The sequence below is a fragment of the Hydrogenophaga electricum genome (assembly GCF_030160815.1).
Classification (GTDB): Bacteria; Pseudomonadota; Gammaproteobacteria; order Burkholderiales; family Burkholderiaceae_C; genus Hydrogenophaga; species Hydrogenophaga electricum.
The window spans coordinates 81,879-95,959 of record NZ_BSPB01000009.1; the positions used below are offsets into that span (position 1 = coordinate 81,879).

General features: G+C 66.8%; 14 protein-coding genes. 2 read left to right on the top strand and 12 right to left on the bottom strand.

What is annotated here, in order from left to right; genetic code table 11:
• Positions 1-8 precede the first annotated feature (8 nt).
• On the bottom strand, positions 9-404 hold the full coding sequence (locus QQK43_RS08170; RefSeq protein WP_284307359.1) for a YchJ family protein: 396 nt from the start codon (positions 402-404) through the stop codon (positions 9-11).
• 152 nt (positions 405-556) lie between these two features.
• Between QQK43_RS08170 and QQK43_RS08175 the strand changes: the two genes are divergently transcribed.
• A complete protein-coding gene (locus QQK43_RS08175) occupies positions 557-1,255 on the top strand; it encodes a glutathione S-transferase N-terminal domain-containing protein (RefSeq protein ID WP_284307361.1) in 699 nt (232 codons plus the stop codon).
• 156 nt (positions 1,256-1,411) lie between these two features.
• Here the strand turns inward: QQK43_RS08175 and QQK43_RS08180 are convergent, their stop codons facing one another.
• The 11 genes from QQK43_RS08180 to QQK43_RS08230 form a co-directional block, all read right to left on the bottom strand.
• Complete coding sequence (locus QQK43_RS08180; RefSeq protein WP_284307362.1) at positions 1,412-2,872, bottom strand: TrkH family potassium uptake protein; 1,461 nt, start codon at positions 2,870-2,872, stop codon at positions 1,412-1,414.
• Between the two features lie 30 nt (positions 2,873-2,902).
• Positions 2,903-4,294 (bottom strand): Trk system potassium transporter TrkA, encoded by a 1,392-nt coding sequence (trkA, locus tag QQK43_RS08185; protein ID WP_284307363.1) that lies wholly within the window; start codon positions 4,292-4,294, stop codon positions 2,903-2,905.
• Positions 4,295-4,426: 132 nt separating this feature from the next.
• Complete coding sequence (locus QQK43_RS08190) at positions 4,427-5,554, bottom strand: acyl-CoA dehydrogenase family protein (protein WP_284307364.1); 1,128 nt, start codon at positions 5,552-5,554, stop codon at positions 4,427-4,429.
• A 63-nt stretch (positions 5,555-5,617) separates the two neighbouring features.
• Positions 5,618-6,301, bottom strand: a complete 684-nt coding sequence (locus tag QQK43_RS08195; RefSeq protein ID WP_234266422.1) for an SDR family oxidoreductase — start codon at positions 6,299-6,301, stop codon at positions 5,618-5,620.
• A gap of 22 nt (positions 6,302-6,323) precedes the next feature.
• On the bottom strand, positions 6,324-6,959 hold the full coding sequence (locus QQK43_RS08200) for an MSMEG_1061 family FMN-dependent PPOX-type flavoprotein (RefSeq protein WP_284307365.1): 636 nt from the start codon (positions 6,957-6,959) through the stop codon (positions 6,324-6,326).
• Positions 6,956-8,137: an acetyl-CoA C-acyltransferase gene (locus tag QQK43_RS08205; RefSeq protein ID WP_284307367.1), complete on the bottom strand. Its 1,182-nt coding sequence runs from the start codon at positions 8,135-8,137 to the stop codon at positions 6,956-6,958. Before QQK43_RS08205 ends, QQK43_RS08200 begins: the two co-directional genes overlap by 4 nt.
• Positions 8,134-9,027, bottom strand: a complete 894-nt coding sequence (locus QQK43_RS08210) for an HNH endonuclease (protein WP_284307402.1) — start codon at positions 9,025-9,027, stop codon at positions 8,134-8,136. The genes QQK43_RS08205 and QQK43_RS08210 overlap by 4 nt, the downstream gene beginning before the upstream one ends.
• Before the next feature lie 53 nt (positions 9,028-9,080).
• The gene (aceK, locus tag QQK43_RS08215) at positions 9,081-10,919 is read right to left on the bottom strand and encodes a bifunctional isocitrate dehydrogenase kinase/phosphatase (RefSeq protein WP_284307368.1); all 1,839 of its coding nucleotides are present in this window, start codon (positions 10,917-10,919) and stop codon (positions 9,081-9,083) included.
• A 16-nt stretch (positions 10,920-10,935) separates the two neighbouring features.
• Positions 10,936-11,589 carry a carbonate dehydratase gene (gene can, locus QQK43_RS08220; RefSeq protein WP_234266427.1) on the bottom strand — a complete coding sequence of 218 codons (654 nt, stop codon included), beginning with the start codon at positions 11,587-11,589 and terminating at the stop codon, positions 10,936-10,938.
• Between the two features lie 71 nt (positions 11,590-11,660).
• Positions 11,661-12,842 carry an isovaleryl-CoA dehydrogenase gene (locus QQK43_RS08225; RefSeq protein ID WP_284307369.1) on the bottom strand — a complete coding sequence of 394 codons (1,182 nt, stop codon included), beginning with the start codon at positions 12,840-12,842 and terminating at the stop codon, positions 11,661-11,663.
• A gap of 45 nt (positions 12,843-12,887) precedes the next feature.
• On the bottom strand, positions 12,888-13,346 hold the full coding sequence (locus QQK43_RS08230; RefSeq protein ID WP_284307370.1) for a PaaI family thioesterase: 459 nt from the start codon (positions 13,344-13,346) through the stop codon (positions 12,888-12,890).
• 130 nt (positions 13,347-13,476) lie between these two features.
• Here QQK43_RS08230 and QQK43_RS08235 point away from each other — a divergent pair, with 130 nt between their 5' ends.
• Positions 13,477-14,079: an IMPACT family protein gene (locus QQK43_RS08235; protein WP_284307371.1), complete on the top strand. Its 603-nt coding sequence runs from the start codon at positions 13,477-13,479 to the stop codon at positions 14,077-14,079.
• Positions 14,080-14,081 lie beyond the last annotated feature (2 nt).

Sequence of the window (14,081 nt, forward strand, 5' to 3'; positions counted from 1 at the left end):
TGCCCCCCTCAGGCCAGGTCCCCGTCCACGTACCACCAGCGCCCGCCCTCGCGCACGAAACGGCTGGTTTCGTGCAGGCGCTGGCCGCGGCCGGCCACCCGCGAACGCGCCACGAACTGGACCTCGGCATGGTCCGCGTCGACCATCCGGTGCGCTCTCACGTCCAGCCCCAGCCACTTCACACCCGGCTCCAGCGCCAGATCGGCCGGCCGGGTGCTGGCGTGCCAGCTCTCGCTCAGATAGGCCACGCGCTCCAGCACGAAGGCGCTGTAGCGCGAGCGCATGAGGCTTTCGGCGTCGGGGGCAGGATCACCGGCCTCCAGGAAACGCCCGCAGCAGGCATCGAAGGCGAAGGGCCGGCCGCGCGCATCGGCACGGCCGCAAGGGCAGAGAGCAGGCAGCATGAAAAAAGAAAACCCGTCGGTGCACACACCGGATGGCGTGCAGACCATGGGCCTATCGTAGCGGCAACAGGCAGCCCGGCGCGCCGGGTGCTACGGTCTGGAGCTGGATGCCGGCACCTGCCCGGCATTCCCCCAACCCCGAGGAGTCCCCCATGACCGATCTGTCCGCCTTTCCCATCACCCGCAAGTGGCCCGCCGCCCACCCCGACCGCATTCAGCTCTACAGCCTGCCCACGCCCAATGGCGTGAAGGTGTCGATCGCGCTGGAGGAACTGGGTCTGCCCTATGAGGCGCACCGCGTGGCCTTCGACACCAACGACCAGCTCTCGCCCGAATTCCTTTCGCTCAACCCGAACAACAAGATCCCGGCCATCATCGACCCCGACGGCCCGGGCGGCCAGCCGCTGCCGCTGTTCGAATCGGGCGCGATCCTGATCTACCTGGCCGACAAGACCGGCCGCCTGCTGCCCGCCGACCCGGCCACGCGGTACCAGGCCCTGCAATGGCTGATGTTCCAGATGGGCGGCATCGGCCCCATGTTCGGCCAACTCGGTTTCTTCCACAAATTCGCCGGCAAGGACATCGAGGACAAGCGCCCCCTGGGTCGCTACGCCACCGAATCGCGCCGCCTGCTGGGCGTGCTGAACCAGCATCTGCAAGGCAAGGCCTGGCTGGTGGGCGACGACTACAGCATCGCCGACATCGCGGTCTTCCCCTGGGTGCGCAACCTCGTCGGCTTCTACGGCGCCGGCGACCTCGTGGGCTTCCAGGACTTTCCCGAAGTCGAACGCGTGCTGCAAGCCTTCCTGGCCCGCCCGGCGGTGCAACGCGGCCTGACGATTCCGGGCTGATTCAGCCGACCCCACGCCCCTCATCCGGAGCGCGTGCCTCGTCCAGGGCACCCGTGGAACCGGCTCCGCCGGGCCACAGGGTGCGTCCCCCCTCCCAGCGCCGCAGGCGCGCCAGAGAGGGGGGAAGCCGCCCCCGGCGGCGCAGGGGGGTGCTCTCTACTTCCTCCAGAAGTGCCCGGTGAAAAGCACCAGGAACGACAGCAGCTCCAGCCGGCCCAGCAGCATGGCGAAACTCAGAATGTTGAGCTGCAAGCTGGTCAGCACGCCATAGTGGCTGGACGGCCCCACCAGCCCCAGGCCGGGGCCGATGTTGTTGACCGTGGCCACCACGGCCGAAAACGCGGTCACGATGTCCAGCCCCGTGAACAGCAGCAACATGGTCAGGCCCATGGTGGCAGCGCCGTAGATCAGCATGAAGCCGAGCACGGCGTTCATCACCTGCGGCGGCACGACCTGGTGGCCGAGCGTCACCGGGTTGACCACGCGCGGGTGGATGATGCGCACCAGCTCGCGCCGGGCCTGCTTGAGCAGCAGCACCATGCGCACCAGCTTGATCCCGCCGCCGGTCGAGCCCGCGCACGAGACGAACGTGCCCAGGAAGATCAGCAGCACCGGCGCGAACACCGGCCATTGCGCGTAATCGGTGGTGGCGTAGCCGGTGGTGGTGGCGACCGAAATCACGTGGAACGCGCTCTTGCGCAGCGCTTCGCCGATGTCGGCGTACACCCCATGCACCATGAGCAGCACCGTGACCAGCACGATGGCCAGCGCCATCACGACCAGGTAGGTGCGGATCTCGCGGTCCTGCGTCAGCGGCTTGAGCGTGCGGTTGCGCAGCACGATGAAGTAACGCACGAAGCTGATGCCCGAAATCACCATGAAAAACATGCTCACGTACTCGACGCGGTCGGACTGGAAGTAGCCCAGGCTCTCGTCGTGCGATGAGAGCCCGCCCAGCCCCATGGTCGTGCACATGTGCATGAAGGCGTCGGCCCAGCCCATGCCGGCCCAGCGGTAGGCCAGCAGGCAGGCAGCGGAAAACAGGAAGTACACGCCCCAGAGGCCGCGCGCCGTCTCGGCGATACGGGGCGTGAAGCGGGTGTCCTTCATCGGCCCGGGCGTCTCGGCCTTGTAGAGCTGCACCCCGCCCAGGCCCAGCAGCGGCAGCACCGCCACCACCAGCAGCATGATGCCCAGCCCGCCCAGCAGCTGCAGGAAACACCGCCACACGTTGACCGACACCGGCAGCGCATCCAGCCCGTTGAGCGCCGTGGCGCCCGTGGCGGTGAGGGCGCTCATGGCCTCGAAGTAGGCCTCGGTCCAGGTGATGCCGGGCACTGTGAACATCAGCGGCACGGCCGAAAACGCCGGCAGCAGCAGCCACACCATGTTCACCAGCAGGAAGCCGTCCTTGGCCTGGAGTTCACGCCGGTGCGGTCGCGTCAGCATCCAGATGACCCAGCCACTGGCCAGCGCCAGCCCGAAAGCCCCCTCCCAGACAAAGCGGTAGCTCTCGTGGTCCTCGCTCCAGGCCCAGGCCAGCGGCACCAGGAAGGCGAACGAAAAGGCCACGAGCACACGCGAGAAGACGTTGAGGGCCGGCAGGATGCTGGTCATAAAAAAAGGCGCAGACCGGAAAAAACAGGATCAGCCGAAGAACGTGGCGCTGACCTGGAACAGGCGCTCGACCTCACGCACCTGGCGCTTGTCCGGAATGAAGATGATGATGTGGTCGTCGGCCTCGATCAGGGTGTCGTGGTGCGGCATCAGCACCTGCGACTTGCGCCCCTGCCCGCGCACGATGGCGCCGAAACGCGCCCCGGCCGGCAGGCGGATCTCGTCGACTCGGCGGCCCACGAGCCGCGAGGTCTTCACGTCGCCGCGCGCGATGCCTTCCAGCGCCTCGGCGGCACCGCGGCGCAGGCTGTGCACCGCCGCCACGTCGCCCCGGCGCAAATGCGCCAACAGCTCGCCGATCACGGTCTGGGCTGGCGACACCGCGATGTCGATCGCGCCGCCCTGCATCATGTCGGCGTAGGCGCGGCGGTTGATCAGCGACATCACCCGGTTGGCGCCCATGCGCTTGGCCAGCATGGCCGACATGATGTTGTCCTCGTCGTCGCTGGTCAGGGCGATGAACATGTCCATATCGCCCACGTTTTCTTCGTGCAGCAGGTCCTCGTCGGCGCCGTCGCCCTGCAGGATCAGCGTGCTCGACGGCAACTGGCTGGCCAGGTACTCGCAGCGCTGGCGGTCGCGTTCGATGATCTTCACCTCGCACTGCCCGGCCAGGCTGCGCGCCAGCCGCAAGCCCACCTTGCCGCCGCCGGCGATCATCACGCGCTGCACCGGCTTGTCGATGTTGTGGATGGCCGCCAGCACCTGGCGGATCTGCTGCTTGTCGGCCAGCACGAAGACCTCGTCGCCCGGCAGGATGCGGGTGCTGGGCTTGGCCTCCATCTCGGTGTCGAGCCGGTACAGCGCCACCACCCGCATCTCGGCGTGCGGAAAGCGGTCGCGCAGCTCACCGATGGTGTGCCCCACCACCGCCCCGCCCACCGCCGCGCGCACCACGATCAGGCAGGCCCGCTGCTGCGAGAACTCCACCACCTGCAGCGCCTCGGGGTAGCTGATGAGCTTGTGGATGTAGCGCGTGACCGACTCTTCCGGGCAGATCACGTTGTCCACGGCGAAACCGCTCTTGCCCAGCAGATCGTCGCCCTCGACGAATTCGGGCGAGCGCAGGCGCGCGATGGTGGTGGGCACGTTGAACAGGTCGTGCGCCACCTTGCAGACCACCAGATTGGCCTCGTCGGCGGCCGCGCAGGCGATCACCATGTCGGCATCGCGGGCGCCGGCCTCCTGCAACACCGAGGGCTGGATGCCATTGCCGACCACGCCGCGCAGATCGAGCTTCTCTTCCAGCAGACGCAGGCGGCTGGGGTCCTGGTCGATGACGGTGATGTCGTTCTGCTCGGACACCAGGCTCTCGGCCACGCTTTCACCGACACGGCCTGCGCCCAGGATAATGATTTTCATGATGGGGAATTATCCCCCCCGCGCCACTGGACGGGTTCACCCCCGCCGCGCTTCGCGCGCCCCCTCAAAGGGGCGGCGCTGGCGGCTCGGCAGAGGCGGTTCCGCGGGGCCCTGGCACGAACGGCCCTTCGCTCACAACGCGCGCTGAATGATGATTTTTTGCACGTCGCTCGTGCCTTCGTAGATCTGGCAGACGCGCACATCGCGCCAGATGCGTTCGAGCGGGAAGTCGTTCACGTAGCCATAGCCGCCGAGCGTCTGGATCGCCGCCGAGCAGACCTGTTCGGCGGTTTCGCTGGCGAACAGCTTGGCCATCGCGGCCTCTTTCAGGCACGGCAGCCCCGCGTCGCGCAACGCGGCGGCGTGCCAGATCAGTTGCCGCGCCGCCTCCAGCTTCGTCGCGCATTCGGCGAGTCGGAAACCCACGGCCTGGTGGTTGAAGATCGCGGTGCCGAAGCTCTGGCGTTCCTTGGCGTAGGCGATCGCCACGTCCAATGCGCTGCGCGCCATACCCACGCTCTGCGCCGCGATACCGATGCGCCCGCCTTCAAGCGCGCTCAACGCGATCTTGTAGCCCTCGCCCTCCTCGCCGATCAGGTTCTCGGCCGGGATGCGGCAGTTGTCGAAGTTGATCTGCGCCGTGTCGCTGCTGTGCTGGCCGACTTTGTCTTCCAGCCGCGCGACCTGCCAGCCTGGGTTGTCGGTCGGCACCATGAAGGCGCTCATGCCCTTCTTGCCAGCTCCCTTGTCGGTCACGGCGATGACCACTGCCGCCTGGCCGTTCTTGCCCGAGGTGATGAACTGCTTGACGCCGTTGATGACGTATTCGTCGCCTTCGCGCACCGCCGTGGTCCGCAGGCCGGAGGCGTCCGAGCCCACGTGCGGCTCGGTCAGGCAGAAGGCTCCCAGGATGTCGCCGCGCGCCGCCGGCACCAGCCATTGCTGCTGCTGCGCAGGCGTGCCGTACTTCATCAGGATCGCGTTGTAGGGGCAGTTGGTGACGCTGATGGCGGTGCTGGTGCCGCCGTCGCCGGCCGCGATCTCTTCCAGCACCAGGGCCAGCGTCAGGTAGTCCAGCCCCGCGCCGCCCAGTTCTTCGGGCACGCAGATGCCGTAGGCGCCCAGTTCGGCCAGCCCCTTGTGCACGTCCTTCGGGAAGTGGTGTTCCTTGTCCCATTTCGCAGCGTTGGGCCAGAGTTGCTCCTGCGCAAAGCTGCGCACGGCGTCGCGAATCATTTCCTGGTCTTGGGTCAGCAGCATGGTCAGAAAGCTCCGGATGGGCGCACCACAGGGCGCCGATGTCTGTCTAGAAAAAGGCCACGCTCACCACCCACTCAGGCGGGTACCGTCGTGGTTGAAAAAGCCGCCGTTATCGGCCGCCTGGGCCGCGGCCAGCGTGGCACGCAGGCCGGCGGCGCTGTCGCTCACCGACACGGGCGCCTGCTGGCCGCCCATGTCGGTCTGCACCCAGCCGGGGTGGAAGCACAGGAACAGTGCCCGCGGGTAGGCATGGCGCGCCGATGCCACCGCCATGTTGAGCGCCGCCTTGCTGACGCGGTAGAGCCAGGCCCCGCTGCCCGGCACGGTGCCGATCTGGCCCATCGCGCTGGAGAGAAAACCGAAGCGGCCGCCACCCGCATCGCGGCTGTCCTCCACGAGCGGGGCCACCTGCGGAATCACCTGCATGGCGCCAAGCACGTTGGCGTGCATCACGCGGTCGAACATCTCGCGCGTCGGCGGTTGCTGTGCATCGGTGCGGGCGCACATCACCCCGGCCACGTACCAGGCGCGGTCGATGCGCTCGCCGTCCAGTTGCCAGGCCAGACCGCTCACACTGGCGGGCTCGGCCACATCCAGGCGCAGCGTCTGGCAGCCCATAGCCTGCAAGGCTTGCAGGCCCGCATCGTCGCGCGCGGTCGCGATCACACGCTCGCCCGCGGTCAGGCTCTGCCGCGCCAGTTCGTGGCCGATGCCGCGCGAGGCACCGATGATCAAAGTGGTCGTCATGGGGTGTCCTGTCTGCAGCGGTTCAGGGCAGCCGGTCGGCCAGGCCTTCGGCCGCCAGTTGGGCCTGGTAACGGGCGCGCGCCTCGTCGTCCGTTTCGGTGACCACCGTGCTGCCCAGCTGGGCCCGCAGCATCGCGTTCATGGACGGGAAGGCGGCCGCGGCCGCCTGCGGTCGCCACACCCGCGCCCGCAGCAGCGCCTTGGGGCAGTGCAGGTAGGCCTCGCGCACCGTCACCTCGATCACGAGGCGCGGGCGCCAGCTTTGGCCTTCGGGCGCAAAACGTTCGGTATAGGCGGGTTCGTCGCGCAGACGCGCCGTGCCGTTGACCCGCAGCACCTCGTCCACCCCCGGCACCAGGAACAGCAGGCCGATGCGGGGATCGGCCAGCAGGTTCTCCAGCGTGTCGAGCCGGTTGTTGCCCGTGGCATCGGGGATCAGCAGCGTGTGGGCATCGGGCGCCAGCACGAAACCGGCCGGCCCGCCGCGCGGCGACGCGTCGAGCCCCGCCCCGTCGCCGCCTGCACTGGCCACCACACACAGCGGCGCCTGCGCCACGATGCGGCGCATGGTGGCGTCGAGGTGGCCAAGCTGCTTGGCCTGCGAACGGGGTGAGGCGCCCGGGTACAGGCGCCGCAGCGCGTCCAGCGAATCGATCACAGCAGTTCCACCGCCATCGCCGTGGCTTCGCCGCCGCCGATGCACAGCGTGGCGACGCCCTTCGTCTTGCCCTGCGCCTGCAAGGCGTGCAGGAGCGTGACCAGGATGCGCGCGCCGGAAGCGCCGATGGGGTGGCCCAGCGCGCAGGCGCCGCCGTTGACGTTCACCTTCTCGTGCGGGATCGCCAGTTCGGTCATCAGCGCCATCGGCACCACGGCGAAGGCTTCGTTGATTTCCCACAGGTCCACGTCGCTCACGCTCCAGCCGGTTTTGGCCAGCAGCTTCTGCGTGGCGCCCACGGGTGCGGTGGCGAACCAGTTGGGCTCCTGCGCGTGGGTGGCGTGCGCCACGATGCGCGCCAGCGGCTTCAGCCCCTGGGCCTGGGCGGTGGACTGGCGCATCAGCACCAGGGCCGCGGCGCCGTCGTTGATGGACGACGACGAGGCGGCGGTGATGGTGCCGTCCTTCTTGAACGCGGGCTTGAGGCCGGGGATCTTGTCGAGCTTGACCTTACCCGGGCCTTCGTCCACCGACACCATCCGTTCACCGCTGCGGTCCTTGACCTTCACGGGCGCGATTTCCTTGGCGAAGGCACCGCTCTCGGTGGCGGCCTTGGCACGCGTGACCGAGGCGATGGCGAACGCGTCCTGCTGCTCGCGGGTGAAGCTGTATTTGGCGGCGCAGTCTTCGCCGAAGGTGCCCATGCTGCGGCCGGCTTCGTAGGCGTCTTCCAGGCCGTCGAGCATCATGTGGTCGTAGATTTTGTCGTGGCCCATGCGGTAGCCGCCACGGCCTTTGAGCATCAGGTAAGGCGCGTTGGTCATGCTCTCCATGCCGCCCGCGACCATCACGGTCGCGCTGCCGGCCAGCAGCATGTCGTGCGCCAGCATGGTCGCCTTCATGCCCGAGCCGCACATCTTGGACATGGTCACCGCACCGGCGGACAGCGGCAGACCGCCTTTGATGGCGGCCTGGCGGGCGGGCGCCTGGCCCTGCCCGGCCATCAGGCAGTTGCCGAACAGCACTTCGTCGACCAGCTCGGTCTTGACGCCGGCGCGCGCGACGGCGGCCTGGATGGCGACGCCGCCCAGGTCGTGCGCGGACAGGCTGGCGAAGTCGCTCTGGAACGAGCCCATGGGGGTGCGGGCGGCGCCGACGATGACGACGGGATCATTCATAACTTGTGCTCCTTACTAATGAAGTTTCTGATGTCTTCCACGGTATAGGGTGGATTTCTGAAATGCGCCACCGCGTGGCAATTTGCGCACAGTGGCACCATGTCGTTGATGGGGTCACTGGCGCCAGCCGACCCCATTGCAGACAGGGGGTTCAAGTGATGCACTTGAATGTAGTGAGACGCAACCGTCCCATATGTCACTCCGAAGCTAAAGCCACAGGCCTGGCAGGCGTACCCATGCTGCGCAAGGCATGTTCGCCGCGCACCATCACTTCGCTCATACCTTGTGGTTTGGGTCGCGATAGGGTGTCCTTCGAAGAACTCTACGATGTCAGGGTCACCTTCATTAGATGGCGTCTGAGCGACGCCACCATTCGTGCGGCCACAAAACGCTCTGGCGTATTCGACCAGCCCTTCTGAATGGCTGCGCCTGTGGATCGTCCCGTGCCTGACCCTTCCCGTTGACGTTTGAAGGGCCGCTTCCAGGTAGCGTTGATGAGCTGGCCTCAGCCTTTCGTACCACTGACCAAGCTCCCCAGCCTGCTCAAATGACAGGAATACCGCGTGCTGTGGCCCGGAGATGGGTTTGTACGAAATTGCCCGAACATCTACATGTGATGATTGCTTCTGCGAGGCTTTGAGCACCTCGGAAGGCAGCTTTCCCAAAGTCAGCACCCGAACCGAACGCAAGTACCTGCCACCAACAGGTTCGTCGCTTTCAACGACACCGCAAGTAAACGCTTCAACGATGCCCACATTGAGCCGAAACCGGTTGCCAAACAAGGTGACGGCCCATGCCTGGGAGGCTCTGCGCTCGACATAAGCGATTGAATCCAGCAGGCATCGGAGAACTTCATACCGTTGCGCCGCATGCGGGCAGATTGCGGACATCACGGCTGCTGCGTCAACGGCCGAACAGCGGTCCAATTTCTCGTTCCCTCGGGTCAATTGAGCAGCTCCTTGTTCTCCTCTGCGCAAAAGCGCCTCTCGCGCTCGTACGGGAACACGTCGGGCATGTGGCCGGCGGCGATGCGGGCCTGGTGGGCTTGCCAGAACGCGGGGTCGAGCAGGTCGGCGTGGTGCTCCAGGAAGGCTTGGCGCACCAGCGGGTTGCCCAGCAGGAAGGGGCCGAAGGTTTCGGGGAACACGTCGCGCGGGCCGACGGTGTACCAGGGTTCGCCCGACAGTTCGTCCGCGTCGTCGCGCGGTGGCGGCACGCGGCGGAAGTGGCAGTCGGTGATGTACTCGATTTCGTCGTAGTCGTAGAACACGACCTTGCCGGGCCGCGTGATGCCGAAGTTCTTCCACAGCATGTCGCCGGGAAAGATGTTGGCCGCCACCAGGTCCTTGATGGCGTTGCCGTATTCGGTCACGGCACGGCGGATCTGCGCGTGCGCCCGCTCCCGCGCCGTCTCGTCGGCCCCGCTGTCGGGCACCAGCACGTCGAAGGCTTCCTGCAGGTAAAGGTTGAGCGGGATCATGCGCCGCTCGATGTAGACGTGCCGCAGGATGACCTCGACGTTGCCGTCACCGTCGCGGTCGCTGATTTCGAGCTGGCTGGGCGCGTGCTTCTGGATTTCGGCGATCAACTCGTCGCTGAAGCGCGCACGCGGGAAACCGACTTCGGAAAACTCCAGCGTGTCGGCCATGCGGCCCACGCGGTCGTGGTGCTTGACCAGTTGGTACTTGGCGCGCACCTGTTCGCGCGTGGTGTCCTTGGGCGCCGGGAAATGGTCCTTGATGAGCTTGAACACAAAAGGAAAGCTCGGCAGGTCGAACACCAGCATCACCATGCCCTTGATGCCCGGCGCGATGCGGAAACGGTCCGTGGAATGCCGCATGTGGAACAGGAAGTCGCGGTAGAACAGGGTCTTGCCCTGCTTGGCCAGACCCAGCGCGTTGTAGAACTCGGCGCGCGGTTTGCGCGGCATCAGGCTGCGCAGGAACTGCACGTAGGCGCTGGGCACCTCCATGTCGACCATGAAGTAGGCCCGCGCGAAGCTGAACAGCATGAGCAGGTCGTCCTCGCCGAACAGCGCCGCGTCGACGAACAGCCGGCCGCGGTCGTTGTGCAGGATCGGCAACGCGAACGGCACTTCCTGGAAGCCGTTGATGATCTTGCCGACGACGTAGGCACCCTTGTTGCGGAAGAACAGCCCCGAGAGCACCTGGAACTGGCAGTTGGCCCGCAGGCGGCTGTGGTCGAAGTGGCGCTTCATCGCCGCCAGCACCCGGGCCGCGTCGCCGGCCAGGTCCTCGAAGGGCACACGCAGGTCGAAGTCTTCGAGCAGATGCCGCACGTCGGCCAGCATGCTGTCCGGCGTCGGGTAGTAGCAGCGGTAGGTGGGCGCCGCGCGCGGCTCTTCGTTTTCGATGTACTCGGTCGACACCGCCGGGCGCACGAAGATGAAGTCGTTCTGGAAGTAGGCGCGCTTGAGGATCTTGGTCGTGACCGAGTTGAAGAAGGTCTCGGCCAGCTCGGGCTGGTGGTGGTTGACCAGCAGCCCGATGTAGTGAAGCTTGACCTGCTCCCACACCGGCATGGGCTGGGCGTCGGCCCTGAACTCTTTGACCAGCCGCTGCAGGCATTCGCGCACGCGCAGGTCGTAGAACTCGATGCGTTCGCGCTGCGCGCGCTGCTGGGCCGGCCAGTCGCGCGTCTCGAAGCGGTGCTGCGCGCGCGCGGACTCGGCACGGAACAACCGGTAATGCCGGTTGAAACCGTCCATCATCGCCTTGGCGATGTCGTAGGCCACGGAAGAATCCAGCCGCTGCGGAAACATGGCCTACATGCGGGTGTCACCCGCCCATGGGGTAACGTTTGAGCGCGGTGCGGAACACGCCCATGACCTCGCCGGGGTGGCTCATGCTCACCCCGAGGTCTTTGACTTTGCCGTCCTTGAGACCGTAGCACCAGCCGTGCACCGACACCTTCTGGCCCCGCGCCCAGGCATCCTGGATCACGTTGGTCAACGCCACGTTGCCCACCTGCTCGATCACGTTCATCTCGCACAGCACGTCTTCCTGCGCTTCGAGCGGCAGGTGTTCCAGGCGCTTGCGGTGGCGGATCATCACGTCATGCACATGCCGCAGCCAGTTGTCGGCCAGGCCCACACGCATGCCCTTGAGCGTGGCCAGCACGCCGCCGCAGCCGTAATGCCCCACCACCAGGATGTGCTCGACCTTGAGGTAGTCGACCGCGAACTGGATCACCGACAGGGCGTTCAGATCCGAGTGCACGATCACGTTGGCCACGTTGCGGTGCACGAACACCTCACCAGGCGCCAGCCCGATCACCTGGTTCGCCGGAACGCGGCTGTCGGAGCAGCCGATCCACAGGTATTTGGGGCTTTGCTGCTGGGCCAGGGTGTGAAAAAAACCCGGGCGCTCGAGCTCCACCTGCTCGGCCCAGCGGTGGTTGGCATCGATGAGATTTTGGACGGTTGAGTTCATGCCGCGATTGTGACCCACGCCCGCACGGTCAATCTTGCGTGGCGTGGTTGCCCATGGTTGCCCGCAGGTGTTCAGCAGGTCTCGGCAAACAGCTCGCGGCCGATCAGCATGCGGCGGATTTCGCTCGTGCCCGCGCCGATTTCGTACAGCTTGGCGTCGCGCCAGAGACGGCCCAGCGGGTACTCGTTGATGTAGCCGTTGCCGCCGTAGATCTGCACGCCCTCGCCGGCCATCCAGGTGGCTTTCTCGGCGGTCCACAGGATGACCGAGGCGCAGTCCTTGCGCACCTGGCGCACGTGCTCGGTGCCCAGCAGGTCCAGGTTCTTGGCCACGGTGTAGGCGAAGCTGCGGGCCGCCTGCAGCACGGTGTACATGTCGGCCACCTTGCCCTGGATGAGCTGGAATTCGCCGATGCTCTGGCCGAACTGCTTGCGGTCGTGGATGTAGGGGATCACGTTGTCCATGACGGCCTGCATGATGCCCAGCGGACCACCGGTGAGCACGGCGCGCTCGTAGTCCAGACCCGACATCAGCACCTTGGCGCCCATGTTCAGGCCGCCCAGGATGTTCTCGGCCGGCACCTCGACGTCCTGGAACACCAGTTCGCCGGTGTGGCTGCCGCGCATGCCCAGCTTGTCGAGCTTCTGCGCGATGCTGAAACCCTTCATGCCCTTTTCGATCAGAAAGGCGGTGACGCCGCGCGCGCCCATCTCCGGTTCGCTCTTGGCATAGACCACCAGCGTGTCGGCATCGGGGCCGTTGGTGATCCACATCTTGCTGCCGTTGAGCAGGTAGTAGCCGCCCTTGTCCTCGGCCTTGAGCTTCATGCTGATGACGTCGGAGCCGGCTCCCGGCTCGCTCATGGCCAACGCGCCCACGTGTTCGCCGCTGATTAGCTTGGGCAGGTATTTCGCCTTCTGCGCATCGGTGCCGTTGCGGTTGATCTGGTTCACGCACAGGTTGCTGTGCGCGCCATAGCTCAGGCCCACCGAGGCACTGGCGCGGCTGATCTCTTCCATGGCCACCATGTGCGCCAGGTAGCCCATGTTGGCGCCGCCGTACTGCTCCGGCACGGTGATGCCGAGCACACCCAGCTCGCCCATCTTGCGCCAGCAGTCCATCGGGAACTGGTCGTCGCGGTCGATTTCGGCGGCACGGGGGGCGATCTCGGCCTGGGCAAAGTCGCGCACCGCATCGCGCAGGGCGTCGATATCTTCACCAAGCTGGAAGTTGAGGCCGGGCAGGTTGTTCATGAAGGCTCCTGGAATCGGGGTCAAAAAGGTCGGAAAAACAAACGGTCAGCCGGCAATGCCTTCGCGGCCGATCACCGCCATGAGCGTGCAGCCCATGGTGGCGATCAGTTTCTCGCGGTCGCCGTCGATGGCGTAGGCCTGGCCTTCGCAGACGGTGACGGTGCGGCCCGGCTTGATCACCGTGCCGAGCATGCGAAAGCGTTCGCCCTGGGCGGGCGCCAGCAGATTGATCTTGAATTCGATGGTCAGCACGGCGGCGTCGGTCGGCATCAGCGAAAACCCGGCGTAGCCACAGGCCGAGTCGAGCGCGGTCGACACCATGCCCGCGTGCAGGAAACCGTGCTGCTGCGTCAGCGGTTCGGCCCAGGGCAGCGTGATCTCCACCTGACCGGGCCGCACGGCTGCCAGCGTCGCACCCAGGGTGCGCATGGCGGCCTGACGCGCGAAACTGGCGCGCACCCGCTGTTCAAAGTCCGGGTCACGGGGTTCGAAAGAGGGGGTCATGGCTGTCTCCTGGTGCAACGCGCCTCTGTGGGCTGGGGCTTTTTTTGATTTACGTTTACGTAAACGTCAATTATGCGGCATGCCCGCCCCCGCGCCAAGCCCCGCGCCGCGTGCCCGCTATGCTCGGGCCATGCCCTACACCCTGCCGGCCGCTGCCCACAGCGAGCTGGTCATCAAAAAGAGCCGCTTCATCGGCTGCGTCGAGCCGGTCCCGGACCGGGCCGCCGCACGGGTCCGCGTGGCCGCGCTGCGCACCGAACACCCCACCGCCTCGCACGTGTGCTGGGCGCTCATGGCCGGCGGGCACTCGGCCGCCCACGACGACGGCGAGCCCGGCGGAACGGCCGGTCGGCCCATGCTGGAAGTGCTGCGGCACCAGGATCTGGAAGGCGTGCTGGCCACGGTCGTGCGCTACTACGGCGGCACGCCGCTGGGTGCGGGCGGCCTGGTGCGCGCCTACACCGACAGCGTGGCCCAGGCCCTGCTCACCGCCCGGAAAGTGCCGGTGATCCGCCCCACCACGCTGCGCTGCGTGGTGCCCTACGCCCTCGAGGGCTGGCTGCGGCGCGAACTGGCCACGCACGACGCCACCTTGCTGGCCGCGCAACACGGCGCCCACGTGACGGTGACCCTGCAACTGCCCGAGCCCCAGGGCCCGGCACTGCGGGCGCGGCTGAACGAAGCGGGCCAGGGCCAGGTGGTCTGGCTGGAGCCGGATGCCCCGGCCGGCTGAGG

Excerpts from the sequence above, each read along its gene's own strand:
- aceK (WP_284307368.1), bottom strand. The coding sequence starts at position 10,919 with ATGTTTCCGCAGCGGCTGGATTCTTCCGTGGCCTACGACATCGCCAAG.
- QQK43_RS08180 (WP_284307362.1), bottom strand. The coding sequence starts at position 2,872 with ATGACCAGCATCCTGCCGGCCCTCAACGTCTTCTCGCGTGTGCTCGTG.
- QQK43_RS08190 (WP_284307364.1), bottom strand. The coding sequence starts at position 5,554 with ATGCTGCTGACCCAAGACCAGGAAATGATTCGCGACGCCGTGCGCAGC.
- QQK43_RS08205 (WP_284307367.1), bottom strand. The coding sequence starts at position 8,137 with ATGAATGATCCCGTCGTCATCGTCGGCGCCGCCCGCACCCCCATGGGC.
- QQK43_RS08195 (WP_234266422.1), bottom strand. The coding sequence starts at position 6,301 with ATGACGACCACTTTGATCATCGGTGCCTCGCGCGGCATCGGCCACGAA.
- QQK43_RS08235 (WP_284307371.1), top strand. The coding sequence starts at position 13,477 with ATGCCCTACACCCTGCCGGCCGCTGCCCACAGCGAGCTGGTCATCAAA.
- QQK43_RS08225 (WP_284307369.1), bottom strand. The coding sequence starts at position 12,842 with ATGAACAACCTGCCCGGCCTCAACTTCCAGCTTGGTGAAGATATCGAC.
- trkA (WP_284307363.1), bottom strand. The coding sequence starts at position 4,294 with ATGAAAATCATTATCCTGGGCGCAGGCCGTGTCGGTGAAAGCGTGGCC.
- QQK43_RS08170 (WP_284307359.1), bottom strand. The coding sequence starts at position 404 with ATGCTGCCTGCTCTCTGCCCTTGCGGCCGTGCCGATGCGCGCGGCCGG.
- can (WP_234266427.1), bottom strand. The coding sequence starts at position 11,589 with ATGAACTCAACCGTCCAAAATCTCATCGATGCCAACCACCGCTGGGCC.
- QQK43_RS08230 (WP_284307370.1), bottom strand. The coding sequence starts at position 13,346 with ATGACCCCCTCTTTCGAACCCCGTGACCCGGACTTTGAACAGCGGGTG.
- QQK43_RS08210 (WP_284307402.1), bottom strand. The coding sequence starts at position 9,027 with ATGTCCGCAATCTGCCCGCATGCGGCGCAACGGTATGAAGTTCTCCGA.
- QQK43_RS08175 (WP_284307361.1), top strand. The coding sequence starts at position 557 with ATGACCGATCTGTCCGCCTTTCCCATCACCCGCAAGTGGCCCGCCGCC.